At 64.3% G+C, this 26,647-nt stretch carries 24 protein-coding genes and 1 pseudogene; 18 read left to right on the top strand and 7 right to left on the bottom strand.

What is annotated here, in order from left to right; translation table 11 throughout:
- Positions 1-166 precede the first annotated feature (166 nt).
- From cysS to LQG66_RS00765, 5 genes and pseudogenes are all read left to right on the top strand, one after another.
- Positions 167-1,414 (top strand): annotated as a pseudogene (gene cysS, locus LQG66_RS00750) (cysteine--tRNA ligase); the annotation flags it as partial.
- 78 nt (positions 1,415-1,492) lie between these two features.
- On the top strand, positions 1,493-1,819 hold the full coding sequence (locus LQG66_RS37360; RefSeq protein ID WP_425601321.1) for a CysS/YqeB C-terminal domain-containing protein: 327 nt from the start codon (positions 1,493-1,495) through the stop codon (positions 1,817-1,819).
- A gap of 114 nt (positions 1,820-1,933) precedes the next feature.
- On the top strand, positions 1,934-2,437 hold the full coding sequence (locus LQG66_RS00755; protein ID WP_231322305.1) for a GNAT family N-acetyltransferase: 504 nt from the start codon (positions 1,934-1,936) through the stop codon (positions 2,435-2,437).
- Positions 2,434-4,041, top strand: coding sequence for a citramalate synthase (cimA, locus tag LQG66_RS00760; RefSeq protein ID WP_231322306.1), 1,608 nt, complete (start codon positions 2,434-2,436; stop codon positions 4,039-4,041). Before LQG66_RS00755 ends, cimA begins: the two co-directional genes overlap by 4 nt.
- A 115-nt stretch (positions 4,042-4,156) precedes the next feature.
- Positions 4,157-4,534: a VOC family protein gene (locus LQG66_RS00765; protein WP_231322307.1), complete on the top strand. Its 378-nt coding sequence runs from the start codon at positions 4,157-4,159 to the stop codon at positions 4,532-4,534.
- Between the two features lie 3 nt (positions 4,535-4,537).
- Here the strand turns inward: LQG66_RS00765 and LQG66_RS00770 are convergent, their stop codons facing one another.
- Positions 4,538-5,140, bottom strand: coding sequence for an LOG family protein (locus tag LQG66_RS00770; RefSeq protein ID WP_231322309.1), 603 nt, complete (start codon positions 5,138-5,140; stop codon positions 4,538-4,540).
- Positions 5,141-5,371: 231 nt separating this feature from the next.
- Between LQG66_RS00770 and LQG66_RS00775 the strand changes: the two genes are divergently transcribed.
- The 13 genes from LQG66_RS00775 (at position 5,372) to LQG66_RS00835 (ending at position 21,734) form a co-directional block, all read left to right on the top strand.
- Positions 5,372-7,315, top strand: a complete 1,944-nt coding sequence (locus tag LQG66_RS00775; RefSeq protein WP_305879307.1) for an ABCB family ABC transporter ATP-binding protein/permease — start codon at positions 5,372-5,374, stop codon at positions 7,313-7,315.
- A 294-nt stretch (positions 7,316-7,609) separates the two neighbouring features.
- Positions 7,610-8,308 carry a phosphatidylserine decarboxylase gene (locus LQG66_RS00780; RefSeq protein ID WP_231322312.1) on the top strand — a complete coding sequence of 233 codons (699 nt, stop codon included), beginning with the start codon at positions 7,610-7,612 and terminating at the stop codon, positions 8,306-8,308.
- An 87-nt stretch (positions 8,309-8,395) separates the two neighbouring features.
- Positions 8,396-9,283, top strand: coding sequence for a CDP-alcohol phosphatidyltransferase family protein (locus LQG66_RS00785; protein ID WP_231322313.1), 888 nt, complete (start codon positions 8,396-8,398; stop codon positions 9,281-9,283).
- A gap of 113 nt (positions 9,284-9,396) precedes the next feature.
- Positions 9,397-10,116 carry an RraA family protein gene (locus LQG66_RS00790; protein ID WP_231322314.1) on the top strand — a complete coding sequence of 240 codons (720 nt, stop codon included), beginning with the start codon at positions 9,397-9,399 and terminating at the stop codon, positions 10,114-10,116.
- A gap of 369 nt (positions 10,117-10,485) precedes the next feature.
- The gene (locus LQG66_RS00795; protein ID WP_231322315.1) at positions 10,486-12,681 is read left to right on the top strand and encodes a hybrid sensor histidine kinase/response regulator; all 2,196 of its coding nucleotides are present in this window, start codon (positions 10,486-10,488) and stop codon (positions 12,679-12,681) included.
- The gene (locus LQG66_RS00800) at positions 12,678-13,034 is read left to right on the top strand and encodes an Hpt domain-containing protein (RefSeq protein ID WP_231322316.1); all 357 of its coding nucleotides are present in this window, start codon (positions 12,678-12,680) and stop codon (positions 13,032-13,034) included. Before LQG66_RS00795 ends, LQG66_RS00800 begins: the two co-directional genes overlap by 4 nt.
- A 178-nt stretch (positions 13,035-13,212) precedes the next feature.
- Complete coding sequence (locus LQG66_RS00805) at positions 13,213-13,986, top strand: motility protein A (RefSeq protein ID WP_231322317.1); 774 nt, start codon at positions 13,213-13,215, stop codon at positions 13,984-13,986.
- Between the two features lie 36 nt (positions 13,987-14,022).
- Positions 14,023-14,853, top strand: a complete 831-nt coding sequence (locus LQG66_RS00810; RefSeq protein WP_231322318.1) for an OmpA/MotB family protein — start codon at positions 14,023-14,025, stop codon at positions 14,851-14,853.
- 159 nt (positions 14,854-15,012) lie between these two features.
- On the top strand, positions 15,013-16,911 hold the full coding sequence (locus tag LQG66_RS00815; protein ID WP_231322320.1) for a potassium transporter Kup: 1,899 nt from the start codon (positions 15,013-15,015) through the stop codon (positions 16,909-16,911).
- Positions 16,912-17,063: 152 nt separating this feature from the next.
- Positions 17,064-18,986 carry a potassium transporter Kup gene (locus LQG66_RS00820; protein ID WP_231322322.1) on the top strand — a complete coding sequence of 641 codons (1,923 nt, stop codon included), beginning with the start codon at positions 17,064-17,066 and terminating at the stop codon, positions 18,984-18,986.
- Between the two features lie 132 nt (positions 18,987-19,118).
- Positions 19,119-19,442 carry a rhodanese-like domain-containing protein gene (locus LQG66_RS00825; protein ID WP_231322325.1) on the top strand — a complete coding sequence of 108 codons (324 nt, stop codon included), beginning with the start codon at positions 19,119-19,121 and terminating at the stop codon, positions 19,440-19,442.
- Between the two features lie 9 nt (positions 19,443-19,451).
- Positions 19,452-20,615, top strand: a complete 1,164-nt coding sequence (locus LQG66_RS00830; RefSeq protein WP_231322327.1) for an aminotransferase — start codon at positions 19,452-19,454, stop codon at positions 20,613-20,615.
- A 12-nt stretch (positions 20,616-20,627) separates the two neighbouring features.
- Positions 20,628-21,734 (top strand): polyamine ABC transporter substrate-binding protein, encoded by a 1,107-nt coding sequence (locus tag LQG66_RS00835; protein WP_231322329.1) that lies wholly within the window; start codon positions 20,628-20,630, stop codon positions 21,732-21,734.
- Between the two features lie 100 nt (positions 21,735-21,834).
- On the opposite strand, the gene LQG66_RS00840 is transcribed toward LQG66_RS00835, so the two are convergent.
- The 6 genes from LQG66_RS00840 to LQG66_RS00865 form a co-directional block, all read right to left on the bottom strand.
- On the bottom strand, positions 21,835-22,212 hold the full coding sequence (locus LQG66_RS00840; RefSeq protein WP_231322331.1) for a VOC family protein: 378 nt from the start codon (positions 22,210-22,212) through the stop codon (positions 21,835-21,837).
- 157 nt (positions 22,213-22,369) lie between these two features.
- The gene (locus LQG66_RS00845; RefSeq protein WP_231322333.1) at positions 22,370-23,302 is read right to left on the bottom strand and encodes a lipid A biosynthesis lauroyl acyltransferase; all 933 of its coding nucleotides are present in this window, start codon (positions 23,300-23,302) and stop codon (positions 22,370-22,372) included.
- Positions 23,303-23,318: 16 nt separating this feature from the next.
- The gene (locus LQG66_RS00850; RefSeq protein ID WP_231327654.1) at positions 23,319-24,596 is read right to left on the bottom strand and encodes a beta-ketoacyl-ACP synthase; all 1,278 of its coding nucleotides are present in this window, start codon (positions 24,594-24,596) and stop codon (positions 23,319-23,321) included.
- A 34-nt stretch (positions 24,597-24,630) separates the two neighbouring features.
- Positions 24,631-25,836, bottom strand: coding sequence for a beta-ketoacyl-ACP synthase (locus LQG66_RS00855; protein ID WP_231322336.1), 1,206 nt, complete (start codon positions 25,834-25,836; stop codon positions 24,631-24,633).
- Positions 25,833-26,303, bottom strand: a complete 471-nt coding sequence (locus LQG66_RS00860; protein WP_231322338.1) for a 3-hydroxyacyl-ACP dehydratase FabZ family protein — start codon at positions 26,301-26,303, stop codon at positions 25,833-25,835. Before LQG66_RS00860 ends, LQG66_RS00855 begins: the two co-directional genes overlap by 4 nt.
- 9 nt (positions 26,304-26,312) lie before the next feature.
- Positions 26,313-26,594: an acyl carrier protein gene (locus LQG66_RS00865; protein ID WP_006609130.1), complete on the bottom strand. Its 282-nt coding sequence runs from the start codon at positions 26,592-26,594 to the stop codon at positions 26,313-26,315.
- Positions 26,595-26,647: the final 53 nt, after the last annotated feature.

Consider the following 26,647-nt stretch of genomic DNA (forward strand, 5'->3'; position numbering starts at 1 on the left):
AGATGATCAGGACGCCCGGCCGGTAGGTCGGACGCGTGATTCGCGCCATGGCTGCCCGCCTGCGGGCCGTCATGGGGCGTAGGACAGCCGTTGCGTTTCGCGGGGGATCGGCCGTTGGCAGGCCCGGTCCGGCGAGGCGGAAGCACAGGGCATTCGAGGACGGACCATGGACTTGCGTTTGTACGACACCGCGTCGCGGGAAAAGCGCCCCTTCGTGCCGCTCGATCCCGGCAATGTCCGCATGTATGTCTGCGGACCGACGGTCTACGACTTCGCCCATATCGGCAATGCGCGCCCGGTGATCGTCTTCGATGTGCTGTTCCGGCTGCTGCGGCATGTCTACGGCAAGGATCACGTCACCTATGTCCGCAACATCACGGACGTCGACGACAAGATCAACGCGCGCGCCGCGCGCGACTTTCCGGGGTTGCCGCTGAACGAGGCGATCCGCAAGGTCACGGAGGTAACGGCGAACCAGTTCTATGCGGATGCCGCGGCGCTCGGCTGCCTGGAGCCGACAGTGCAGCCGCGGGCCACCGACTTCGTGCTGCCGCGCGCCGATGGCAAGGCGGACATGGTGACGCTGATCAAGCAACTGATCGCGCGCGGCCATGCCTATGAGGCGGGCGGCGAGGTGCTGTTCGACACCAGGTCGATGCCGGACTACGGCGCGCTGTCGGGCCGCAAGCTCGACGAGCAGCTTGCCGGCGCCCGCGTTGCCGTCGATGCGCACAAGCGGAATTCGGCTGACTTCGTGCTGTGGAAGCAGTCGTCGGCGGACGAGCCGGGCTGGGATAGCCCGTGGGGTCGTGGCCGTCCGGGCTGGCACATCGAATGCTCGGCGATGAGCGCGGCCTATCTCGGCGAGGTCTTCGACATCCACGGCGGCGGGCTCGACCTGATCTTCCCGCACCATGAGAACGAGATCGCGCAGTCGCGCTGTGCCCATGGCACCTCGGTAATGGCGAACTACTGGCTGCACAACGAGTTCGTGCAGGTCGAGGGCGCGAAGATGTCGAAGAGCCTCGGCAACTTCGTCACCATTCGAGAAATTCTACAGGGTTGGCGAGGGAGGGAGTGGGCAGGAAACGCGGTTCGTTTGGCTATGCTTAGCTCGCATTATCGAACGCCGCTCGATTGGTCTAAAGAGCGCATCTCGGAAGCTGAGAAAGAGATGGCGTTTGTAGCGGATCACTTTAGCGGCCTCTGCGCGAACTGCTTTAACAATGACCTGCACTCGTTTTCTAGCTGGATAGAGACAGACGTTGCTGCTCCGCTAGACGAAATGCTCTTCCACATCTGCGATGACCTCAATACCCCAGCAGCATTGGCTGCCATTCGATCCAGGTACAATAACGTAGGTAAGGATCCGTATGTCGCGTCTCAAGTCCTGAGTTCCTTGGAGCTCTTGGGCGTAGTCGATCGTCGAACCATTCTTCTGAACGGCTTTCCAATACTTCGGGGGATCTATGATCCCGAGGCGATCAAGCCGATGAGCCTGATCGGTCGACGAATTCAGATTGCACTGCTCAATCAAGCTTCCATCCCAGAAGAAGTCAGTGATTTTCTTCAACAGCTGAATATTCAGGTCAGTTTGGGTCCTGCAGGGCAGCTGTTCTTGGAACGGAAATCAGAGGACGTCGAGCGCGACCGGAAAAAAATTGAGCATCTGATCGGCGAGCGGAATGCGGCACGTGCTCGTAAGGACTTCGCTGAGTCTGATCGTATCAGAGATGAGCTCGCGTCCATGGGCATAGTTCTGAAGGATCGCAAGGGCCCCGACGGCAAGCCGGTCACGACCTGGGAGATCGCGCGATGAGCAAGCCCGACACGCCGTTTCCACGGCACTGGCTGTACTACATCGGACTGAAGCTGGTGCTGATCGTGAGCGCGGTGGCGCTGGTCACGAAACTCTACGGCATGTGGTGACGCCATGGGACAGGCTCTTCCGAGGCCCGCATTGCGGCCGTTCCTGCCCGCCGACACGCCGCTGCTGGCGTCGATCTTCGTCGCCAGCATCCAGGAGCTGACATCGGACGACTACAGCGCGGAGCAGCAGGAGGCCTGGGCCTCCGCCGCCGACGATGAAGTGGAGTTCGGCAAGAAGCTCGCCGCCGGGCTCACCTTGATTGCGACCATGCAGGGCTCGCCGGTCGGCTTCGCCTCGCTCCGGGGCAACGACCATATCGACATGCTCTATGTGCATCCGAGCGTGGTCGGGCAGGGCGTCGGGACACTGCTGTGTGATGCGCTGGAAAAACTCACAGCCGCCCGCGGTGCGACCCACCTGTCCGTCGATGCCAGCGACACCGCGGTCGATTTTTTCAAGACGCGCGGCTACGTCGCGCAACAGCGCAACAGCGTCACCGTCAACGACGAATGGCTCGCCAATACCACGATGAAGAAAGAGCTGGCGCCGGGCGGAGCGAAGACATGAGCACGACAGGCAGGGAACGGCTTTATCTGTTCGACACCACCTTGCGCGACGGCGCGCAGACCAACGGTGTCGATTTCACGCTGGCCGACAAGCAGGCGATCGCGCGGCTGCTGGACGATCTCGGCATCGACTATGTCGAGGGCGGCTACCCCGGCGCCAATCCGCTCGACACGGAGTTCTTCGCCGAGAAGCCGAAGCTGGGCCACGCCCGGTTCACGGCGTTCGGCATGACCCGGCGCGCGGGACGTTCGGTCTCGAACGATCCCGGCGTGGCCGCGCTGCTGGAGGCCAGGGCGGACGCGATCTGCTTCGTCGCGAAGGCGTCGGCCTATCAGGTGCGCGTGGCGCTCGAGACCACCAACGAGGAGAACCTGGCTTCCATCCGCGACAGCGTCACCGCGGCCAAGGCTGCCGGCCGCGAAGTGATGCTCGACTGCGAGCATTTCTTCGACGGCTACAAGGAGAATGCGGATTTTGCGCTGGCCTGCGCACGCGCGGCCTTTGAGGCCGGCGCGCGCTGGGTGGTGCTGTGCGACACCAATGGCGGCACCATGCCGCACGAGATCGAGGCCATCGTCGGCGAGGTCGTCAAGCATGTGCCCGGCGACCGCGTCGGCATCCACGCCCATAACGACACCGAGCAGGCGGTGGCGAACTCGCTCGCCGCGGTGCGCGCCGGTGCGCGCCAGATCCAGGGCACGCTGAACGGCCTGGGCGAGCGCTGCGGCAATGCCAATCTGTGCTCGCTGATCCCGACCTTGAAGCTGAAGACAGAGTTCGCGGACCGGTTCGAGATCGCGGTCTCGGACCAGCAGCTCGCCGGGCTGATGAAGGTGTCGCGCACGCTCGACGACATGCTCAACCGCGCGCCGAACCGCCACGCGCCTTACGTCGGTGAGAGCGCCTTCGTGACCAAGACCGGCATTCATGCGTCAGCGGTGCTGAAAGACCCTCACACCTACGAGCACGTGCTGCCCGAGAGCGTCGGCAATCGTCGCAAGGTGCTGGTCTCCGACCAGGCCGGCCGGTCGAATGTCATTGCGGCGCTGGAGCGGGGCGGCATTCCGTTCAGCAAGAGCGATCCCAAGCTGACGCGCCTCGTCGAGGAGCTGAAGGAGCGCGAGGCGGCCGGCTATGCCTACGAGTCCGCCAACGCCTCGTTCGAGCTGCTGGCGCGACGCACGCTCGGCTCGGTGCCGGATTACTTCCGGGTCGAGCAGTTCGACGTCAATGTCGAGCAGCGCTACAACGCGCTCGGTGAGCGCGTCACGGTGGCGCTCGCCGTGGTCAAGGTCGACGTCGCCGGCGAGCGGCTGATCTCGGCCGCCGAAGGCAATGGTCCGGTCAACGCGCTCGACGTCGCGCTGCGCAAGGATCTCGGCAAGTATCAGGGCTATATCGACGGCCTCAAGCTGATCGACTACCGCGTGCGTATCCTCAATGGCGGCACCGAGGCGGTCACGCGCGTCCTGATCGAGAGCGAGGACGAGACGGGCGAACGCTGGACCACGGTCGGCGTCTCGCCCAACATTATCGACGCCTCGTTCCAGGCGCTGATGGATTCGGTGTTCTACAAGCTGGTGAAGTCCGGCGCGCCGGGGTGAATTAGGTGGCCGTCATTGCGAGCGCAGCGAAGCAATCCAGAGTCTTTCCGCGGATTGAGTCTGGATTGCTTCGTCGCTATCCTCGCACTGACGTGGAGAGGCCAGGAGCAAGTGCATGATCGACCACGTCTCCATCGGCGTCAGCGATCTCGTCCGCAGCGCGCGCTTCTACGAGCTCGCGCTGGCGCCGCTCGGCCTGACGCGCCTGATCGAGCGTCCCGCCACGGTCGGCTTCGGCAAGGCCTATCCGGAGTTCTGGATCAATCTGCGCTCCGCGATGGCGCGAGTTTCGGCCGAGACCGGCTCGCATCTCTGCTTCCGCGCGAAGAGCACGGCCGAGGTCGATGCGTTCCATGCCGCGGCGATCACGGCCGGCGGTGTGTCGGACGGGGCGCCCGGACTGCGGCCGCATGACCGCGTACGCTATTATGCCGCCTTCGTGCTCGATCCCGACGGCAATCGGATCGAGGCGGTGACGTTTCCTGCGGAGTAGGAGTCAGAGTCGCTTGGCGATCTCCGGCGCCATCTCGGCATCTTCCTTGGCGACGCGCGCGGCCGCTTCGCGCAGCCGCGGCAGGATGTCTTCGACGCGATCGGCCTTCAGCAGCTCGATCTGGAAGCCGGGCCGGATGAACTCGGTCTCGCGCATGTGCGCAAGCAGCCCGAACAGCGGCTCCCAGAAGCCGTCGATATTGGCCATCAGAACCGGCTTGGCGTGGCGGCCGAGCTGCTTCCAGGTCAGCTGTTCGACCAGTTCCTCGAGCGTGCCGATGCCGCCGGGCAGGGCGACGAACGCATCGGAATGCTCGAACATCAGCCGCTTGCGCTCGTGCATGTCGGGGGTGACGATGAGGTCCTTCAGCGGCATCATGACTTCCTTCTTCACCAGGAAATCGGGGATGATGCCGGTCACATCGCCGCCATGATCGAGCACGGACTTGGCGACTGCGCCCATCATACCGATGGAGCCGCCGCCATAGACGAGTCTGACGCCGTTCTCGGCAAACACCTTGCCGAGTGCTCTCGCTGATTCGATGAAGCTGGGATTGGTCCCCGGGCCGGAGCCGCAATAGACACAGACGGTGCGGATTTCAGTCATTGGACGGATGTGACACTGCAGTTGGAAGGCGTCAAGACGGAGGCGGGCAGGGCTCTGCTCGCCAATTTTCACGAAATGGTACAGACGGGCTGAATTCAGTGATGCAAATACTGCGCCGCCGCAACGGAATCCGTTGAAGTGCGGGTGCATGTGGCGGCCGGACTCTCTATATGAGGCCTGCACCGCCCGGCGCCACGACACGCCCAGACCTCCGCTGTTCCAGATCGCTTGATGCCCCCCGATTCACACCCCCATTCCGGCGCCACTCAGCCGCCCGCGTCCCTGGAGCAGGGAACGATGGCTGGCACATTGAGGCGCCTGTGGCCTTTCATCTGGCCGAGCGATCGGGCCGATCTGAAGATGCGCGTGGCGTGGTCGGTGGTGCTGCTGCTCGTGGCCAAGGTCGCGACGCTGATCCTGCCCTTCACCTTCAAATGGGCCACCGATGCGCTGACGGGCGCCAACACCGCGCCGGTGGCGCCTGCGAGCTGGGCGTTCTGGCTTGTGGTCTCGCCCGTAATGATGACGGCGAGCTATGGCGTGGTGCGCGTGCTGATGGCCATCCTGACGCAATGGCGCGACGGTATTTTTGCGCGTGTGGCCATGCACGCGGTGCGCAAGCTCGCGACCATCACCTTCGTTCACATGCACGAATTGTCGCTGCGCTTCCATCTGGAGCGCAAGACGGGCGGATTGACGCGCGTGCTCGAGCGCGGCCGCAACGCGATCGAGACCATCGTGCGCATGGTGATCCTGCAGCTGATCCCGACCATCGTCGAGGTCTCGCTGCTGACCGCGGTGCTGCTGTGGCAGTTCGACTGGCGCTACGTGCTGGTGACGCTGACGATGGTCGCAGCCTACCTGTACTACACCTACATCGCGACCGAGTGGCGTATCGAGATCCGCCGCCGCATGAACGACTCGGATACAGACGCCAACACCAAGGCGATCGACTCGCTGCTGAACTATGAGACGGTGAAATATTTCAGCGCCGAAGCGCGCGAGGCCGAGCGCTACGACCGCTCGATGGAGCGCTACGAGCGGGCCAGCGTGAAGACCTACACGTCGCTTGCCGTCCTCAATGCCGGGCAGGCGGTGATCTTCACGATCGGGCTGACCGCGGCGATGCTGATGTGCGCCCAGGGCGTACGCGAGGGACGCAACACGGTCGGCGACTTCGTCATGATCAACAGCATGATGATCCAGCTGTATCAGCCCTTGAACTTCATGGGCATGGTCTATCGCGAGATCAAGCAGGCGATCATCGACATCGAGATGATGTTCGGCGTGCTTACGCGCGATCCGGAGGTGAAGGATGTGCCCGGGGCCACACCGCTCCTCGTGACCTCCGGCGCGGTGCGCTTCGAGGATGTCCGGTTCGCCTATGAGCCCGACCGGCTGATTCTCAAGGGCCTCAGCTTCGACGTGCCGGCCGGCAAGACGGTTGCGATCGTCGGTCCCTCCGGCGCCGGCAAGTCGACCATTTCACGGCTGATCTTCCGTCTCTACGACGTCTCCGGGGGCCGCATCCTGATCGACGGCCAGGACATCCGCTCGGTGACCCAGGCGTCGCTGCGGTCCCAGATCGGCATGGTGCCGCAGGACACCGTGCTGTTCAACGACACCATCCGCTACAACATCAGGTATGGGCGCTGGGATGCCGACGATGCCGCGGTCGAGGAGGCCGCGCGGCTCGCCCAGATCGACGGCTTCATCCGGATGGCGCCCAAGGGCTACGAGACCCAGGTCGGCGAACGCGGCCTCAAGCTCTCCGGAGGCGAGAAGCAGCGCGTCGCGATTGCCCGCACGATTCTCAAGGGTCCGCCGATCCTGGTGCTGGACGAGGCGACCTCGGCGCTCGACAGCCATACCGAACACGAGATCCAGGAAGCGCTGGAGCGCGTGTCGCGCAACCGGACCTCGCTCGTCATCGCGCACCGGCTCTCCACCATCGTCGCGGCCGACGACATCATCGTGCTCGACCAGGGCCGGATTGCGGAACGCGGCACCCATGGCGAGCTGCTGGCGCGGGGTGGTCTCTATGCCGGCATGTGGAACCGGCAGCGCGAGGCCGAGGCGGCCCGCGAACGGCTGGCGCAGATCGACGATACAGTCGGGGCGCCCAATAGCAATCCGCCCGGCACGGGTGAAACGGTGGCAAGTGCTGCGGAATAATGACGCATTTTGCCATCATTGAGCGGAGGAATTCATGTCGACCTTCGCGGTCCACCGACCTCGTGCGGCGAATTCGAAGTTCTCGTCAATTCCCCGGCCCGTTCGTCGTCAGACGTTCGAATTCAAAGCTGCAAGCGAATCGAAGAACTGCCGGCGCGCCTCGTTTCCGAAGTTCGCAAACGAACGCGCCATGATATGATACGAACTTCGGAAACGAAGCACTATTCAATGCGGCGGTCCGCTCTGACGTCTCCGCTCTGACGTTAGAGGGATCCCATCTCAACGAAGCAGGCCATGTCGATCAGCAATTCCATCCGCGCCCAGATTCCGCCGATCCATCCCGAAGGCTATCCGTTCATCGGGGGCTTTGCGCTGGGCAGCCTCATCCTGTTCTGGATCTGGACGCCGCTCGGCTGGATCGGCACGCTGCTCACGGTGTGGTGCGCGCTGTTTTTCCGCGATCCGATTCGGGTGACACCGCAGCGTGAAGGGCTCGTGGTGTCGCCGGCCGACGGGCGCATCTCGATGATCACGCGGGCGCTGCCGCCGGCCGAGCTCGGCCTGGGGGATCGGCCGCTGCTGCGGGTCTCGATCTTCATGAGTGTGTTCAACGTCCACGTGAACCGCAGCCCGGTGGCCGGCCGGATCGAGAAAATCTCATACCGCCCGGGCGCCTTCCTCAATGCCGAGCTCGACAAGGCGAGCGAGGACAATGAGCGCAACTCGCTCGCGATCTCGACGCCGCATGGCCGGATCGGCGTGGTCCAGATCGCGGGCCTGGTGGCGCGCCGGATCGTCTCCTTCGTGCGGGAAGGCCAGACCATCGGGGCCGGCGAGCGCTTCGGGCTGATCCGCTTCGGGTCGCGGCTCGACGTCTATCTGCCTGACGGCACCGAGGTCCTGGTCTCCGAGGGCCAGACCGCCATCGCCGGTGAAACGGTCCTGGCTGATTTCGACGTGACCACCCCGGGGTTGACATTCCGAAACGCATGAACCCCCGTGGGCTTTAAATGACCCATTAACGGGACCTTGGGTCGTCATTGGGCACAAAGTCCCGGCCAGCCAGCCTGCGGTGTCATCATGAGCTTCGATCCGAATTCTTCTGACTTGCTACGTCGCCGCCGCTTTCGCCCGATCCCGGTGCGGCTGCTCGTCCCGAACATGATCACGCTGCTGGCGATCTGCGCCGGCCTGACCGCGATCCGGCTGTCGACGGAAGGCCGCATGGAGCTCGCGGTCGGCGCGATCGCCTTTGCCGCCTTTCTGGACGGCATCGACGGGCGCATCGCACGCCTGATCAAGGGCCAGTCGAAATTCGGCGCTGAGCTCGATAGCTTGGCCGATTTCGTCAATTTCGGCGTCGCGCCCGGCCTGATCCTGTATTTCTGGCAGCTGCATGAGCTGCGCGACGGCGGCTGGATCGCTGCGATGATGTATGCGATCAGCGGCGGGCTGCGGCTGGCGCGTTTCAACGCCAGCATCGACGATCCCAACAAGCCGCCCTTCGCCGCCAATTTCTTCACCGGCGTGCCGGCGCCGCTGGGCGCCATCACGGTGCTGCTGCCGGTCTATCTGGCGTTCCTGGGCGTGCCGACACCGCCGGCGCTGGTGACGGCCTTCTACACGCTGCTGATCGCGTTCCTGATGGTGTCGCGGCTTCCGGTCTTTTCCGGCAAGACGACGCGGATGCGTGTCTCGCCGGAATTCGTCCTGCCGGTGTTCGCGGCGGTGGTGTTCTTCGTGGCGCTGCTGGTGGTCTATCCCTGGCAGATCCTGTCGGCCGGCTCGATCCTCTACATCCTCAGCCTGCCGCTGGGCTGGCGGTCGTATCGCCAGCAGGCCGTACGGCATGCGGCGGCGCTCGGTACTGCGGCTGCCGCATCGCCAGCCTCGGCGTCGACGCCAGCTTTTGCGCCGCCGGGCGCGGCGGCGACCGAGCAGGACCGGCCGTCGGAACGGCTGCACTGAACGGCCCGCGCGTCAGGCCCGCGCCCGGCGCTTTTGCCGGCTGCACTGGCGTCGGTTATACCGGAGGCAAGGACGGTCAGAATGCCGTCCGCATCATCCGGAGAAAAACGCCTGTGACAAGTTCCGCTGCCGCGCCGCTCGCTCCATCCGTCCTCGAGGCGCTCGCGCGCTACGATACGCCGACCATCTGCAACGCGATGGAGATCGTGGCGCCCGAGCGACGCCTGATCGGCTATACGACCAAGCCGCTGGTCTGTCCGTTTCCCGATCTGCCGCCCATGGTCGGCTACGCGCGCACGGTGACGATCCGCTCGGTGGTGAAGTCCGGCCTGCCGGCCGACGAGCAGGGCAGGCGCCGCATCGCCTATTATGAGTATGTCGGCACCGGGCATGGTCCCCGCATCGCGGTCATCCAGGACATCGACGGGCCGGATATCGGTTATGGCGCTTTCTGGGGCGAGGTGCAGAGCAATGTGCACAAGGCGCTCGGTTGCCTCGGCGTGGTCACCGACGGCTCGATCCGTGACATCCCGCAATGGGCGCCCGGCTTCCAGGCGCTGGCCGGCTCGATCGGTCCGTCGCATGCGTGGGTTCATGCCGAGAGCTTCGGCGGCGAGGTTCGCGTCGCCGGAATGACGGTGCGTTCGGACGATCTCATCCACGCCGATCGCCACGGCGCGATCGTGATTCCGGCTGACATTGCTCCCAAGTTGCCGGAGGCTGCCGAGCTCTGTGCCCGGCGCGAAACGCCGATCCTGGAGATCGCGCGAGCGGCGGATTTCTCGCTCGAGAAGCTGAAGGATGCGCTGAAGCGGTCGGCTGAGATCCACTGAGCGTCCGGGAGGCATGCGCCGTCGGGTGACCGCCGCCGCTGCGCTGCGCCCTGGACGTGAGTGACGGCGTTGGGTCCTGCAACTGAAACGCGGGCCGGTCTTGGTGAGACCGCCCGCGGCCAAGGCGATCGGCTGTCGCATCCGCAACGTCGGCTACGGCGCGGCTGCGTGACCACCTGATCCGGATGATTACGGGGAGAGAGGCTCGGCCTGCCCAGAACCCATCGGGCATGGTGGCCGATTACCCGCTGATCATCAGAGATGTGCCGAGGATTAACGGGCACTCTCGCGTTGGGAAGATTTTATCCATCAAGCTTTACCGGATCGCTAGCCTGCATCGCTATGCCATGTCGTCGAGGACGAAGAGACATGCGCAGGCTGATATCCAAATCGATGCCGTTGTTCGGCTGGCTCGACCGGGCCGTCGACCGGGCGGTGCGTCTGATCGGGCATTTCGGCAGCGCCATGATCGGCCTGTCGGCGATCGCACTGGTCTGGGCCGGCATCTTCTACACCATCACCGAGGAGCATTCGCGCACCGAGCAGTCGGCGCTGAAGAATGGCGCCAATCTCGCGCGCGCCTTCGAGGAGCAGATCATCCGCTCGATCCGCGCGGCCGACCAGACGCTGCTCTATGTCCGCGATTCCTACGCGAAGGATCCGCAGAACTTCGACATGTCGCTGTGGTGGAAGAACAGCCAGTTCCTGTCCGACTTCTCCTTCCAGGTGGTCGTGATCGGCAAGGACGGTGTCATGCTGTCCAGCAACATCGATCCGAAGATGCGCGGCCTCGACCTGCACGACCGCGAGCACTTCCGCGTGCATGCCGACGGTAAGGATGATTTTCTGTTCATCAGCAAGCCGATCTTCGGCCGGGTCTCCAACAAATGGTCGATCCAGCTGACACGCCGGATCATCCTGTCGGACGGCTCGTTCGGCGGAGTCGTCGTGGTCTCGCTCGACCCCGAATACCTCTCGAGCTTCTACAACTCGGTCGACATCGGCAAGAAGGGGAATGTCACCCTGGTCGGGCTCGACGGCATCGTGCGTGCCCGCGCCTCCGCCGGACCCAGCGCAATCGGCGCCTCGCTGGTCGGTAGCAAGATGCTCGCCGGAGTTCTGGAGCAGGGCACCGGCGCCTATACCGGTCGCAGCCAGATCGATGGCGTCACCCGCATTTATTCATTCCGGCGGATCACGCACTACCCGCTGGCGGTCGTCGTGGGCCAGGCGTCGGACGAGATCTTCGACGCCTTCAAGATCGACCGCGATCGCGATCTGCTGGTCGGCGCGCTGCTGACGGTGATCATCGGCATCGTCACGATCCTGATCGCGCGCTACCAGGCCGGGCTCGCTGCGTCGCGCGACGCAGCCGAGGCCGGAACGCGCGCGCGTTCCGAGTTCCTGGCCATGATGAGCCACGAAATCCGCACCCCGATGAACGGCGTCATCGGGCTCGCCGACCTGCTGCTGTCGGCCGACCTGGCGCCGGAACAGCGCAAGATCGCAACCACCCTGCGCGAGTCGGCGGACTATCTGCTGCAGTTGCTCAATGACGTCCTGGATTTTTCCAAGCTCGATGCCGACCGCCTGGAGATCGAGCACATCGAGTTCGACCTGCACCGGTCGGTCACGGCGACGGCTGAGCTCCTGGTGTCTCGCGCCAAGGAGAAGGGCCTGCAACTGACGACCTCGATCGCGCCGGAGGTGCCCAATTTCGTGGTCGGCGATCCCGCACGGCTGCGGCAGGTGCTGTTCAACCTGGTCGGCAATGCCATCAAGTTCACGGAGGCGGGCAGTGTGCATGTCGGCGTGCGTGCCGAGGATCTTTCCGAATCGAATCTGACCCTGGTGTTTTCGGTCGCCGATACCGGCGTCGGCATTCCGGCGGAAGCCGCCGGCCGGTTGTTCAAGCAGTTCTCGCAGGTCGACAACTCGATCTCGCGCCGCTTCGGCGGCACCGGACTTGGCCTTGCGATCTGCAAGCGCCTCGTCACCTGCATGGGTGGCGACATCAAGGTGCAGAGCAAGGTGGGCGAAGGCAGCACCTTCACGTTCTCCATCCAGGTCCAGCCGCAACCGCAGCAGGATGTCGACCACGTCAGCGCGCTCGAGGCCGTCATCGCGCCCGTCGGGGAGGCCGCGCACGAGGAGCGGCCGGCCGCGACCGACCCGCTCAAGATCCTGGTGGCGGAAGACAATCTGACCAATCAGTTCGTGATCAAGAAGCTGCTCGACAAGCTGGGCCATCGCCATGACATCGTCGAGAACGGCACCCAGGCCATCGCGGCGGTGCAGAAGCACACCTACGACCTCGTGCTCATGGACATGATGATGCCGGAAATGGACGGATTGACGGCGACGCGGATGATCCGCTCGCTGCCGCCGCCCGCCCAGGACATCTACATCATCGCCCTGACGGCCAACGCCACCAGCCAGGACCATCTGGCGTGCACGGATGCCGGCATGAACGACTTCGTGACCAAGCCGGTCACTCGCGATCGACTGAACGCCGCTCTGCTTCGCGCGGTCGCCGCCACACACAAGGAGAGGCTTGTCGCATGACCGACTTGGTGCAATTCGATGAATCCGTCTATCAGATCCTCGTCTCCGAACTCGGCGAGGAGGATGCGCTGGAAGTGCTGCGGACGTTCCTGGATGATACGTCCGGCAAGTTTGCCCGGATGGCGACCAGGTTCGAGGACCCGCTGGAACTGAGGCGCGAGGCGCATTCCATCAAGAGCTCGTCGGCGACGTTCGGCTTCTCGGCCCTGTCGCGGCTGTCCCGCGAACTCGAGGTCGGCTCGGCGACGATGGCTCCGGCGCAGATGCTGGAGCTGGTCAACAAGATGCAGCAATCGTTCGAGCAGGCGGTTCTGTTCGCAGAGACGAAGCTGCTGAAGCCTGCCGCCGCATGAGGCCGCGTGGAACGCGTGTTCTAAGCACCGATTCCGCGATCTTGTTTACCTCTCATTATGCCTACCAAATTCGGTAACTCGTCCTTAATCGCAGCCATTTAGGGTCGTGGCACGTGGTTCAGAAGTGTCGCGTCAGTCCGGCAGGATCGATGGTTCGCGTAGGCGGTGGAGTTGACTCATGGATATTATGACGACCGTGGGGCTCGTGGCTGGCGTGATCGTCATTGCGACGATGATGCTGTTGGGCGGCGATCTCGAGATGTTCGTCAGCGAGCACGCCGCCATCATCATTTTCGGCGGTTCAATCTCGGCAACCATGATCCGTTTCCCCCTGGGCGTGATGCTGCACGGCATTCCGCTCGGAATGAAGTTCGTCTTCACGATGAGCCGCCTGTCGGCCCGCGACCTGGTCGACGAACTGGCCCGCATCGCCGAGATCGCCCGCAAGCAGGGACCGGTGGGGCTGGAAAAGGTCGAGACCGACGAGCCGTTCCTGGCCAAGGGCATCCGGTACGTCGCCGACGGCTACGACCTCGAATTCATCCGCGACAATCTCGAGCGCGACCGCGACAACTTTCTCATGCACCTCGATGAGGGCAGCAAGATCTACCGCGCCATCGGCGACTGCGCCCCGGCGTTCGGCATGGTCGGCACTCTGATCGGCATGGTGCAGATGTTCGCCAACATGACCGACCCTTCGAAGCTCGGCCCCTTCATGGCAACCGCGCTGCTCGCAACCCTGTACGGCGCGTTGGTGTCGAACCTGATCTGTCTGCCGATCGCCGACAAGCTGCATGGCAAGCTGCTGGATGAGGAAACCAACCGTACCCTGATCATCGACGGCATCCTGATGATCCGCGACTCCAAGAGCCCGGCGCTGGTCCGCGAAATGCTGCTGGCCTACCTGCCGGAGAAGCATCGCCACGCCGAAGGTGAGCCTGTGCCGGCCTGATCGGCGGCAGCAGGGCGAACTGGGGTGGGGTGAGCGATGGCCAAGAAGAAACGAGGCGATGCGCATGGCGGCGGTCACGGCTGGTTCGTGACGTTCGCCGACCTGATGGGTCTTCTGGTCAGCTTCTTCGTGATGCTGGTCGCGTTCTCGACCATGGACAACAACAAGCTGAAGGTCGTCGCCGGCTCGATGCGTGACGCCTTCGGCGTGCAGTCGGAATCACGCTATTCCGGCATCGTCGAATCCGACGGCCTGCCGACCCGGCCGCGACTCAAGAATGCCGCTCACGTCTCGCCCGAGGAGACCTCAAACGAGCCGAGCCCCGAGCAGGAGGAGCGGCAACATACCAACGGCGCCAAGCTGAAGACCGACCGCCAGTTCGCGCTCGCCTCGGCCTCGCTCCGCCAGGCTCTGCAGGACATGCCGGAGATGACCGAGATCTCCAAGCACATCATGTTCGAGGAGACCAAGCAGGGGCTCAACCTCGAGATCGTCGACCAGGACGGTCGCTCGATGTTCGCCGACGGCTCAAAGGTACCTTATGACCGCACCCGGCGCCTGATCGAGAAGCTGGCCGCGCCGCTCAAGGCGACGCCGCTGCGGATCCAGATCACCGGACATACGGCAGCCGGCTTTGTCCCGGCGCGCAGCGACTATGGGGCCTTCGACCTGTCGGCCGACCGTGCCAACGCCGTCCGCCAGATCCTGGAGCGGGAAGGGCTTCCCGGAAGTCACGTTTACGCCGTGGCCGGCAAGGCCGACACGCAACCGCTGTTTCCGGACGATCCCTCGCTGTCGGCCAATCGACGCGTCACCATCACCTTGATGCGGGAAGACCCGCCGTTGCCGCCGGACCTGAAGCCCTAGCTGGCCGGCAACTGGCCGCGGTGGCAGTGGAGATCCACGAGGGGCATGCTTCTTTGGTCGCAACCGGGGAACCAAGGTCTGCTACGGTAGAGTCTTGACCTGCGGCCGGTATGCGTCCAAACGCGCCGGGCCAAGCAGGGAAGATGCGTTCCGCGCGACATGACGGCCAACGCCACATCGACCGAAGACCAGGAAGCCGCGAGTACTTCGGGGTTTTGGGGGCTGACGCTCGGCAGCGTCGGGGTCGTGTTCGGCGACATCGGGACCTCGCCTCTCTACGCCTTCCGCGAGGCCGCGACCGGCGCCGCTCAGGGCCAGCCGGTGTCGCGGATCATCGTGCTCGGCGTGCTCTCCCTGATCCTCTGGTCGCTCTTTATCGTGGTCACCGCCAAATACGTGCTGCTGCTGTTGCGGGCCGACAACAACGGCGAGGGCGGAACATTGTCGCTGATGGCGCTCGGCCAGCGGGCGCTGGGCCGGCGAAGCCTCTTCCTCATGTCGTTGGGCGTTGTCGGCGCCTCGATGTTCATCGGCGACTCCATGATCACGCCGGCGATTTCGGTGCTCTCGGCAGTCGAGGGCCTCAAGCTCGCAGCACCCGCGCTCGAGCACTACGTCGTGCCGCTCACGGTGTTCATCCTGGTCGTGCTGTTTGCGGTCCAGAGCAAGGGGACGGCGCGGGTCGCCTCCGCCTTCGGCCCCGTGATGGTCGTCTGGTTCACGTCTCTGGCCGTGATGGGGATCGTTCACATCAGCGACGATCCCTCCGTGCTCGTGGCGATCAATCCATATTATGCAGTGCAGTTCCTGCTCTCGCATGGGACGATCGGTCTGGTCACGCTGGGGGCGGTGTTTCTCGCGGTGACCGGCGGCGAGGCGCTCTATGCGGATCTCGGTCATTTCGGCCGCAAGCCGATCCAGTCGGCGTGGCTGTTCTTCGTGCTTCCATCGCTGCTGATCAACTACTTCGGGCAGGGCGCGCTGGTGCTGTCCGATCCCGGCGCCATCGAGAATTCGTTCTACCGGATGGTGCCGGATCTGCTGCTGCTGCCGCTGGTGGGGCTCGCGACGGCGGCAACAGTGATCGCGAGCCAGGCCGTGATCACCGGAGCCTACTCGCTGGTCAGCCAGGCCGTGCAGCTCGGCCTGCTGCCGCGGTTCGAGGTCCGGTACACGTCGGAGAGCCACGCCGGACAGATCTATCTGCCGCGCGTCAACCGGCTGCTCCTGATCGGCGTGATGCTGCTGGTGCTGCTGTTCCGGACCTCCAGCAATCTTGCATCCGCCTACGGCATTGCCGTTTCCACCACCATGGTCGCCGACGGCATCATGGGTTTCGTGGTGATCTGGAAGCTCTGGAACCTGCGTGCCGCCGTGGCGGCGGCCGTGATCGCTCCGTTCGTCATTGTCGACATGACCTTCTTCAGCGCCAACCTCCTCAAGCTCCTTGAGGGAGCCTGGGTGCCGCTGCTGTTCGGTGCCGCGATGGTGGTGACGATCTGGACCTGGCGGCGCGGCTCGGCCATCCTGGTGCTCAAGACGCGCAAGATCGAAGTTCCGCTGGACGTGCTGATTGCCAGCCTGGAGAAGCGGCCGCCGCACATCGTGAAGGGCACGGCGGTGTTTCTCACCAGCGATCCCACCTCCGTGCCGACGGCCCTGCTGCACAATCTGAAGCACAACAAGGTGCTGCACGAGCACAATGTGGTCTTGACCATCGAGACCGCGCAGACGCCGCGGGTCGACCTGTCGGAGCGCGTGCGCATGGAGAAGATCAGCGACAAGTTCTCCAAGGTGCGGCTGCGCTTCGGCTTCATGGAGTCGCCGAACGTGCCCAGGGCGCTCGCGGTGGCGCGGAAGCTTGGTTGGCAGTTCGACATCATGTCGACGTCGTTCTTCGTCTCGCGACGCTCTCTGAAGCCGTCGTCGCAGTCCGGCATGCCGTCCTGGCAGGACCAGCTGTTCATCGCGCTCAGCCGCTCGGCCAATGACGCGACGGACTACTTCCAAATTCCAACGGGCAGAGTGGTCGAGGTTGGTACTCAGGTAACGATTTGAGGTCTTTGGCCATCGGCAGTATCTCTAAAATGCATATTTGCATGTCAGGAATGCATTTGTATCGGGTCAGGTACAGAGCACTACAGCTATAAGCCGCGCGCTCTGCCATCTTGTGCAGCGAAGCATCAACGAGTCCTCGAGGGGGCTATCCCATGACATTCGACGCCGCAGCCACGCCCGCGGAAACGCCGGCGACCAATGGGCATGGCGATACTCATTCGACGGCCAGCTACGCCGCGCTGACGCTGGGGAGCATCGGTGTCGTCTACGGCGATATCGGTACCAGCCCTCTCTACGCGCTGCGCGAGGCCGTGATGGCCGCCAGCAGCGGCGGCGAAGCCGCGCCCCACGCCGTGATGGGCGTGGTCTCGCTGATCCTGTGGGCCCTCGTGGTCGTAGTCACCCTCAAATACGTCGTGATCCTGCTGCGCGCCGACAACCACGGCGAGGGCGGCACGTTGGCCCTGATGGCGCTCGCCCAGCGTGGGGTCACGCGCGGCGCCAGTGTCATCGTTCTGCTCGGCATCATCAGCGGCGCGCTGTTCTATGGCGACGCGGTGATCACGCCGGCCCTGTCGGTGCTGTCGGCGATCGAAGGCATCAAGCTGGTGACGGCGGCGTTCGACCCCTACGTCGTGCCGCTCACGGTCGTGATTCTCGTGCTGCTGTTCGCGGTCCAGGTGCGCGGCACCGCCAAGGTGGCGGCGTTCTTCGGGCCGATCATGCTGATCTGGTTCCTGGTGATCGGGATCGCGGCGTTGCCGCCGATCCTGCACCATCCGGAGGTGCTGTGGGCGATCAACCCGCTGCATGCCGTGTCGTTCATGCTGCATCACGGCATCATCGGCTTCATCACGCTGGGCGCGGTCTTCCTGGCTGTGACCGGTGCCGAGGCGCTGTATGCCGACCTCGGCCATTTCGGCAAACGTCCCATCCAGACCGCCTGGCTGTTCATCGTGCTGCCGTCGCTCGCGCTCAACTATCTGGGGCAGGGGGCGCTGGTGATCGCCGATGCCAAGGCGATCGAGAATCCCTTCTTCCTGATGTTCCCTGACTGGGCGTTGATCCCGATGGTCGCGCTTGCCACGATGGCGACCGTCATCGCCAGCCAGGCTGTCATCACCGGCGCCTATTCGCTGACGCGACAGGCGATCCAGCTCGGTCTCCTGCCACGCTTCGAGATCCGCCACACCTCCGAGGCACATTCGGGCCAGATCTACATTCCGCGCATCAACAAGCTGCTGCTGATCTCGGTCATGCTGCTGGTGCTGATGTTCAAGTCGTCGAGCGCGCTGGCCTCGGCCTACGGCATCTCGGTCACCGGGACCATGGTCGTCACCGCCATGATGGGCTTCGTCGTGATCTGGAAGGTCTGGAGATGGTCGCCGTTGGCGGCGGCCGCCTTGATTGCACCGTTCCTGTTCCTGGACCTGACCTTCCTGGCGGCGAACCTCCTGAAGGTGTTCGAAGGCGGCTGGGTGCCTCTGGCGCTGGGTGGCTTCGTGATGACGCTGATGTACACGTGGCGGCGCGGCAGCCGGCTGCTGTTCGAGAAATCACGCAAGCTGGAATTTCCGCTGGCCGACCTCGTCACCATGCTGGAGAAGCGTCCGCCGCAGCGGGTGGCGGGAACGGCCGTGTTCCTGACCAGCGATCCCTTGAGCGCGCCGACCGCGCTGATGCACAGCCTCAAGCACTACAAGGTGCTGCACGAGAAGAACGTGATCCTGACCATCGAGACCGCGACGACGCCACGCATCGACCCGGCAGAGCGCGTGCGCCTCGAGCAGATCAGCCCGACCTTCTCCAAGGTCACCCTGCGTTTCGGCTTCATGGAATCGCCGAACGTGCCACGCGCGCTTGCGATCGCGCGCAAGCTCGGCTGGCAATTCGACATCATGTCGACGTCGTTCTTCCTGTCGCGCCGCGCGCTCAAGCCGGCGGCGCATTCCGGCATGCCGCGCTGGCAGGATCACCTGTTCATTTCGATGAGCCGCTCCGCCAACGACGCGACCGACTACTTCCAGATCCCGAGCGGGCGCGTGGTCGAGGTCGGCACCCAGGTCACGGTCTGACCGCACGCACGAGGGGCCCGGCGCGAGCAGAGGGCATGTGTCGCCGTAGCGCTTGATTTTCCGCGCGTCCGGGGTGAGTTTGGCGGCCGGAACGGGGGCCGCTGCGGTCCCTTCAAGGTTGGAGGATGGGCCGTGGCAGCAGTGCACGATTTGACGCCGCAGGACGTGGCCAAGGGGATCGCGGAAGGGCGCTATCTCCTCGTCGACGTGCGCGAGCCGAATGAAGTTTCTGCGGAAGCCTATCCCGATGGCATTGTCGTTCCGCTGTCGGCCTTCGATCCGAAACTGATTCCCGATCCGGCCGGCAAGGACGTCGTGTTCGCCTGTCGTTCCGGCAAGCGCTCGGTAACGGCTTCCATGGCCGCACAGGCGGCAGGCCTGCCCTACGACAAGCATCTCCAGGGCGGGATGCTCGGCTGGAAGGCGGCAGGCCTGCCGACCAAAACCGGCGGCTGACGGCTTCTCATGATCTCGCAGAACAAGGTCTTTGCCGACCTGCCCGTCACGATTTTCGAGGTGATGTCGCAGCTTGCGCGCGACAACAACGCCATCAATCTGGGGCAGGGCTTTCCCGACGATCCGGGACCCCTGGACATCCGCCGCGCTGCGGCGGACGCGGTCCTCAACGGCTACAATCAGTATCCCTCGATGATGGGCCTGCCCGAGCTGCGTCAGGCGATCGCCTCGCATTATCGGCACTGGCACAAGCTCGATCTCGATCCCATGACCGAGGTGATGGTCACCTCCGGCGGCACCGAGGCGCTGACATCGGCGATCCTGTCCGTCGTCGAGCCCGGCGACGAGGTGATCTGCTTCCAGCCGGTCTATGATTCCTACCTGCCGATCATCCGCCAGGCCGGCGGCATCCCGCGGCTGGTCCGTCTGGAGCCGCCCCATTGGCGGCTCTCGGAGGAGATGCTGCGCGCGGCGTTCTCGCCGAAGACGAAGGCCGTGCTGTTCAACAACCCGCTCAACCCGGCCGCCGTGGTCTATCCGCGCGAGGACCTCGAGCTCTTGGCGCGCTTCTGCCAGGAGTTCGACGCGGTCGCGATCTGCGACGAGGTCTGGGAGCACGTGGTGTTCGATGGCCGCGAGCACATCCCGCTGATCACCATCCCCGGCATGCGTGATCGGACCATCAAGGTCGGCTCGGCCGGCAAGATCTTCTCGCTCACGGGCTGGAAGATCGGCTTCGTCTGCGCCGCGCCGCAGCTGTTGCGCGTCGCCGCCAAGGTGCATCAGTTCCTGACCTTCACGACGGCGCCGAACCTGCAGGTGGCGGTGGCCTACGGGCTCGGCAAATCCGACGACTACTTCGTCAACATGCGTACCGAGCTCGCGCGCAGCCGCGACCGGCTCACGGCGGGCCTCGAAAGCCTTGGTTTTCCGGTGCTGAAGGCGCAGGGGACCTACTTCCTCACCGTCGACCTGTCGCCGCTCGGCCTCAACGAGACCGACGAGCAGTTCTGCCGGCGCATCGTCCACGACTACAAGGTTGCCGCGATCCCGGTTTCCGCCTTCTACGAGCAGGACCCCGTGACCTCGGTGGTGCGGTTCTGCTTTGCCAAGAACGACGCGACGCTGGACACGGCGCTGGAGCGTCTCGCCGACGCCATCCATCGACGGTAGGAGACGAGGTTCATGACGCGCGGCTATATTGGTTGGGCTCTGCGCTTCGCTGTCGTCGCGCTGACGCTCCCGCTCTCCGCCGTTCGCGCCGAGGAGCGCGTCGTCAACTTCTACAACTGGTCGAACTACGTGGCGCCCGGTGTCCTCGATGACTTCACCAAGGAGACCGGCATCAAGGTGGTCTACGACACGTTCGACGCCAACGAGACCTTGGAGACCCGGCTGCTCGCGGGCAAGTCGGGTTACGACGTCGTGGTGCCCACAGCCTATTTCCTGCAGCGCCAGATCAAGGCCAGGATCTTCCAGCCGCTCGACAAGGCGAAGCTGCCGAACCTCGCCAATGCATGGCCGGTGGTCACGCAGAGCCTGGCGACATACGATCCCGGCAATCAGTTCGCCGCCAACTACATGTGGGGCACCACCGGTATCGGCTATAACGTCAAGGCGGTCGAGAAGATCCTCGGGCCCGGTGCCAGGATCGACAGCTGGGACATGGTGTTCAAGCCGGAGAACCTTGCGAAGTTCAAGGATTGCGGCGTCCATATGCTGGATTCCGCCGACGACATCTTCCCGGCTGCGCTGAACTTCCTCGGCCTCGATCCGAACTCAACCAAGCAGGCGGACCTCGATAAGGCGGCCGATGTGGTCGGCAAGGTCGCACCGTCAGTACGCAAGTTTCATTCGTCGGAGTACTTGAGTGCGCTCGCCACCGGCGAGATCTGCCTCGTGGTCGGCTGGTCGGGCGACATCATGCAGGCGCGCAGCCGCGCGGAGGAGGCGAAGAATGGTGTCGAGATCGGCTACGCGATCCCGAAAGAGGGCGCGCAGATGTTCTTCGACAATCTCGCCATCCCCGCCGACGCCCAGCACGTGGCCGAGGCCTATGCGCTGATCGACTACCTCTACCGCCCCGAGGTCGCCGCCAAGAATTCCGACTTCCTGTCCTATGCCAACGGCAATCTGGCCAGCCAGAAGCTGATCGACCCGAAGATCCTCGGCGACAAGAACATCTATCCGGACGAAGCGACGCTGAAGAAGCTGTTCGTCATCACCGCCCGCGAGCCGGCGACGCAGCGCATCATCAACCGGCTGTGGACGAAGGTGAAGACGGGGCGGTAGCCGGCGCTGCCGTCATTACGAGCGAAGCGAAGCAATCCAGGGCCGAGAATAAGGTCTGGATTCCTTTATCGTTGCTCCTCGCAACGACGGCGAGGCTCGATCAGGTCATCCGATGCATTGCGCAGAGCTTGTTGCCGTCGAGGTCGCGCAAGTAGGCGAGGTACAGCTTGCCGGCCGAGCCTTCGCGGACACCGGGTGGATTTTCGCACGTCGTGCCGCCGGCATCGAGGCCTGCTGCATGCCAAGCGTCGGCCTGTTCGGCAGAGCTGCAGGTGAAGCCGATGGTGCCGCCGTTGGCGGGCGTGGCCGGTTGGCCGTTGATCGGCTTCGACACCGAGAAGATGCCGGTCGGGGTGAAGTAGAAGATGCGGTGGCCGTCGACCCTGGCCGGCCTCACGCCTAGCGTCCCCAGGAGCTTGTCGTAGAAGGCCTTGGCCTTGTCGAGGTCGTTGGTGCCGACCATGATGTGTGAAAACATTCCCGCTTGTCCTCCCCCGTGGTCCCGAACGCCGGTCGGGATCGTGACCAAAGGTAGCAGGCTTGCTAGAACGCGTAAGTCGTTTCTTGCGGAATGACGCTCATTGGCAGTAATTTATCCTACCGATGACCTTCCTTGTGGTGGAATTTTACGCCGACTAGCGCCAGCGCCGGTGCAGCCAGAGCCATTGCTCCGGATATTCGCGGATCCAGCTCTCGACGACGTTGGTGACCGCCTGCGTCGTGCCCTGGATGTCGATCTGGCCGTCGGCCGTCCGCACCGGCTTCACTTCCTCCGACAGCTCGGCGCGGAAGCGGTTGCCGGGGAGGCGGATGATGCGGACGCCGTGGACGGGGCATTCGACCTGGCGGAGCAGGCGCGCCAGCATCGGGTTGGCGCGGGTCTTGCGGCCGAAGAAGGTGACCTCGACGCCGCCGGTCAGGTACTGATCGACCAGCATCGCGACGTGCTGGCCGTTCCTGAGCGCTTCGGCGAGCCGCAGCGGCGCATCACGACCGGCCGGAATCAGAGTCCCCATCTTCACCTGTCGCATCTCCTGGATGATGCGGTCGGCGGCGGCGATGTTCGGCCGGCGATAGAGGATCGCCGTATCGAGCTTATGGGCAACGGCCGCGAGCGCCGGCATTTCCCAGTTGGCGAGGTGGCTCGCGAAGATCAGCGCAGGCTTGCCGTCGAGACGCAGCTGATGGAACAGCTCGTGGGTCCGCGGCGTCAGCTCGATCCGGCTGCGCTCCGGATGCGCCTCGTCGAAATCCCAGATCTTGTCGAGATGGGCGAACTCGGCGCCGACGCGGCCGAGATTGTCCCACACGCCGGCGATGATGGTCTCGATCTCCTGCGGCGACTTTTCAGGAAAGGCTGCCGTGAGATTGTTGCGGGCGATCCGCTGCTCGCGCAGGCGCGGACCGATCGTCTGCGCGATGCGCGCGAACAAATTGGCCGTCTTCATCGGATCGAAATAGCGCGTCGTGCGCAGCATGCCGACCGTCAGCGCGCCGATGGCGGAGGCGCCGAGCGATTTCGAGGCCTCGCGTATCCTGGCCTTGGTCCGGGCGGGCAGGAGGCTCATCGATGTTCGAGGCGCATCAGGCCGGTTCGCGGGTCAGGATCAGCGAGGCGTTCTGGCCGCCGAAGCCGAACGAGTTCGACATCACGGCCGTGACGCGCGCGTCGCGGGCCTTGTTGCCGACCACGTCGAACGGGATCGCCGGATCCGGGACGTCGTAGTTGATCGTCGGCGGAATCCGCTGATGCTCGAGTGTGAGCAGCGAGAAGATCGCCTCGACCGCGCCGGCTGCGGAGATCGTGTGGCCGACCATCGACTTGTTGGACGACACCGGGATCTTGCTGGCGCGCTCGCCGAACACGGCTGATACCCCGACATATTCCATCTTGTCGTTCTCGGGCGTGGCGGTGCCGTGGGCGTTGATGTGGTCGATCTGTTCCGGCGCCATGCCGGCGTCGGCCAGCGCCTTGCGAATGCAGCCGATGATCGGCTTGCCGTCGGGCGAGGAACGGGTGCGGTGGAAAGAGTCGGTCAGCTCGCCGCAGCCGGCGACAACGCCGAGGATCTTGGCTCCGCGCGCCATCGCGGCATCATAGCTCTCCAGCACCAGCGCCCCGGCGCCTTCGGCCATCACGAAGCCGTCGCGGTTCTTCGAGAATGGCTTCGAGGCCCCTTGAGGCGGATCGTTCTGGGTCGACAGCGCCGACAGCAGCGAGAAGCGCACGAGGCCTTCCGGATTGACCGAGCCTTCGGTGGCGGCGCACAGCGCAACGTCGGTCTCACCGCGCCGGATGGCTTCGACGCCGAGCTGGATCGCGGTGGCGCCGGAGGCGCAGGCGGTCGACAGCGAGATCGGCGAACCCTTGGTGCCGAAGGCATCGGACAGCGAATCTGCCACCGAGCCGAACAGGAAACGGTGGTGATAGGACAGGAACTTGCCGCCGCCGCAGGCCTTCAGCAGGTCGTCATAGCTGAAGTCGGTGCCGCCGACCTCGTGGGCGAGCTCCAGACGCTGCGGCCATTCGATCTCGACCGGCGCGACGGCGAGGAACAGCGGACCGGGGAAGTCGCCCTTGGTGCCGATCCCGGATTGCGCGATCGCTTCCTCGACCGCCATGTGGCCCAGGCGCTCGGAGAGACCCGTCGAGGTGAACGGGGCGACGGGGACGAAGTCGACCGTGCCGGCCATCGTCGTCTTCAACCCGTCGATCGGGAAGCGCGTGATGGTGCGGATGCCGGACTCGCCGGCAACGAGCTTGTTCCAATTGTCCGACTTGCCGGCCCCGAGCGAGGTGACGATGCCCATCCCGGTCACGACCACGATGGGGCGTCCAAACTTGTCGCGTGTACTCATGATATCCCCCGTCGCGTCTTCGCAGGCTGTACCGCGTTCACTTCACTGCTTCGACCAAGGCCATGCCTTCGCCGCGGTAGTGGCCGGCGCCGACCACGACGATCTGGGTCGGAGCCTCCTTCATGTCGATCTCGACGCCCGAGGAGTCGCCCGGCGCGAACAGGGCGCCACGTGAGATCGAGAGCGCCGCGAGCGCAAGACCGAGCGCGAATTGCGCTTCCATCGCGTGGCCGAAGCGGGTCCCGCTCGATCGCACGGCGAAGGACTTGTGATGGTCGAGGAACGCGCGCTCCTCCGACGTCACGGGCTCGGCCCCCGTGGCGCCCGTGATGATGGCGCCCGGCGCTTCGTGAACATCCAGCGCCGACCACAAACGGTCCAGCGTTCCGGTCACGGCGCCTGCCTCCTTGCGACGGGCGCGATCGGCGACGACCGTGCTGAGCCGCGCCAGCGGCTTGGCCCCACGAGCCTCGGCATGCGGCTTGGATTCCAGGACCAGGAACGCGCCGGCCGAACCGAGCGCAAAACCCGGGTGGTCCTTGCGGGCCCAGACCGGTGCGAACTCGTTCTTCAGATTGTAGTCGCCGAACTCATAGAGGACGAGCAGGTCCTTGCGCTCGCCATTGTGCGAGCCGCCGACCAGCGCGATGTCGCTCTGGCCGCCGGCGATGCGGGCCAGCGCGATCTTGAAGGCATCCACACCAGCGACCTCTTCGCCCATGAAGGTGCGCGACGTGCCACACACGCCGTGTGAGATCGCGATGTTGCCGGCGAGCAGGTTGGACAGCTGCGCCAGGAATAGCGTGGGGCGCAGGTCGTTCATCAGGCGATCATTGAGGAAGCTCGGGGTACAGTTGCCCTTTGCCTCCGCGTTGAGGATGGCCGTGTCGACGGAGATGTCACGCTCGCCGCCACCGGCGGCGACGATCATGTCCATCCGGGACAGGATATCCTTGTTGCCCTTGAGGCCCGCGGAATCCAGCGCAAGCCCGGCGGCATAGGTGCCGATGCGCTGCCAGGCTTCCATCTGGCGCTGTTCCTTCTTGGGGATCTGCGCTTCCAGATTCACCTTGGCCCAGGGATGCACGATATAGGGCGCGAAACCCTGCTCATCGACATTCATGCGACCGGAGTTGAGTGCCTCCCAGTTCGCGTCCAGCCCCTCGCCGAGCGAGGTCGCAAGCCCGATACCGGTGATCCAGACTTCGACGGGCTCGGAGGTCACCGCTGTCGTTTCATTCATAGCTGGAGAGCCTGTTGCGGAAAGCCGATGCGCTGGGCCTCGGCGTCCATGTGTCCGCGCAATTCCGGATTGGGGAAGGGGACATGGCTGAAGGTGAGGCTGGCGTTCGAGCGCAATTTGCCCCCGACCTTCACCCGCGCTTCGGTCATGGCGTAGCCGGAGCCTTCGTGGATCACGCTCGCTTCCACGCTCAGCACCTCGCCCGGCGTCACGAAGCCGCGCATTTTGGCTTCCTTGACGGCGGCCAGGAACGGCATCCGCTCGAACTTCATCAGCGCCAGCAGCAGCCAACCCGATGTCTGTGCCATCGATTCGATCAACAACACGCCGGGCATGATTGGATGCCCTGGAAAGTGCCCCTCGAAAATCGTGCTCTGAAGGGGAACCGTGGCTTCAACGATGATCGTTTTCTCGGCCACGTTGAGGTCGAGAATGCGGTCGATGAGCTTGAAATATTCGATCTGCATGGCGGGCGTTCAGGCGCCCTTGGCAGCGACCAGCTCGTCGATGCGGGCGCACAGATTCTTCAGCACGAAATACTGCTCGGTGCTGGCCTTGCCGTCGTTGACTTCCTGCGTCCACTTCTCGAGCGGCAGCTTGATCCCGAAGGCCTTGTCGATCGCGAAGGCGATGTCGAGGAAATCGAGGCTATCGATGCCCAGATCGTCGATGGCGTGGCTATCCGGCGTGATCGTGTCGCGCGGGATGTCGCAGGTTTCAGCGATGATCGTGGCGACCTGATCGAATGTTGAGGACATCACTAAGCCTTTGATATATTGGAACTAATTCCGTTGCGGGGCAACAGGAGGAC

This window comes from Bradyrhizobium ontarionense (genome assembly GCF_021088345.1).
In the GTDB taxonomy this organism is placed as follows: domain Bacteria; phylum Pseudomonadota; class Alphaproteobacteria; order Rhizobiales; family Xanthobacteraceae; genus Bradyrhizobium; species Bradyrhizobium ontarionense.

Bases quoted from the DNA above. Each gene is read 5' to 3' on its own strand.
- LQG66_RS37360 (WP_425601321.1), top strand. From the start codon at position 1,493: ATGAGCCTGATCGGTCGACGAATTCAGATTGCACTGCTCAATCAAGCT.
- LQG66_RS00755 (WP_231322305.1), top strand. From the start codon at position 1,934: ATGGGACAGGCTCTTCCGAGGCCCGCATTGCGGCCGTTCCTGCCCGCC.
- cimA (WP_231322306.1), top strand. From the start codon at position 2,434: ATGAGCACGACAGGCAGGGAACGGCTTTATCTGTTCGACACCACCTTG.
- LQG66_RS00765 (WP_231322307.1), top strand. From the start codon at position 4,157: ATGATCGACCACGTCTCCATCGGCGTCAGCGATCTCGTCCGCAGCGCG.
- LQG66_RS00770 (WP_231322309.1), bottom strand. From the start codon at position 5,140: ATGACTGAAATCCGCACCGTCTGTGTCTATTGCGGCTCCGGCCCGGGG.
- LQG66_RS00775 (WP_305879307.1), top strand. From the start codon at position 5,372: ATGCCCCCCGATTCACACCCCCATTCCGGCGCCACTCAGCCGCCCGCG.
- LQG66_RS00780 (WP_231322312.1), top strand. From the start codon at position 7,610: ATGTCGATCAGCAATTCCATCCGCGCCCAGATTCCGCCGATCCATCCC.
- LQG66_RS00785 (WP_231322313.1), top strand. From the start codon at position 8,396: ATGAGCTTCGATCCGAATTCTTCTGACTTGCTACGTCGCCGCCGCTTT.
- LQG66_RS00795 (WP_231322315.1), top strand. From the start codon at position 10,486: ATGCGCAGGCTGATATCCAAATCGATGCCGTTGTTCGGCTGGCTCGAC.
- LQG66_RS00800 (WP_231322316.1), top strand. From the start codon at position 12,678: ATGACCGACTTGGTGCAATTCGATGAATCCGTCTATCAGATCCTCGTC.
- LQG66_RS00805 (WP_231322317.1), top strand. From the start codon at position 13,213: ATGGATATTATGACGACCGTGGGGCTCGTGGCTGGCGTGATCGTCATT.
- LQG66_RS00810 (WP_231322318.1), top strand. From the start codon at position 14,023: ATGGCCAAGAAGAAACGAGGCGATGCGCATGGCGGCGGTCACGGCTGG.
- LQG66_RS00815 (WP_231322320.1), top strand. From the start codon at position 15,013: ATGACGGCCAACGCCACATCGACCGAAGACCAGGAAGCCGCGAGTACT.
- LQG66_RS00820 (WP_231322322.1), top strand. From the start codon at position 17,064: ATGACATTCGACGCCGCAGCCACGCCCGCGGAAACGCCGGCGACCAAT.
- LQG66_RS00830 (WP_231322327.1), top strand. From the start codon at position 19,452: ATGATCTCGCAGAACAAGGTCTTTGCCGACCTGCCCGTCACGATTTTC.
- LQG66_RS00835 (WP_231322329.1), top strand. From the start codon at position 20,628: ATGACGCGCGGCTATATTGGTTGGGCTCTGCGCTTCGCTGTCGTCGCG.
- LQG66_RS00840 (WP_231322331.1), bottom strand. From the start codon at position 22,212: ATGTTTTCACACATCATGGTCGGCACCAACGACCTCGACAAGGCCAAG.
- LQG66_RS00845 (WP_231322333.1), bottom strand. From the start codon at position 23,302: ATGAGCCTCCTGCCCGCCCGGACCAAGGCCAGGATACGCGAGGCCTCG.
- LQG66_RS00855 (WP_231322336.1), bottom strand. From the start codon at position 25,836: ATGAATGAAACGACAGCGGTGACCTCCGAGCCCGTCGAAGTCTGGATC.
- LQG66_RS00860 (WP_231322338.1), bottom strand. From the start codon at position 26,303: ATGCAGATCGAATATTTCAAGCTCATCGACCGCATTCTCGACCTCAAC.
- LQG66_RS00865 (WP_006609130.1), bottom strand. From the start codon at position 26,594: ATGTCCTCAACATTCGATCAGGTCGCCACGATCATCGCTGAAACCTGC.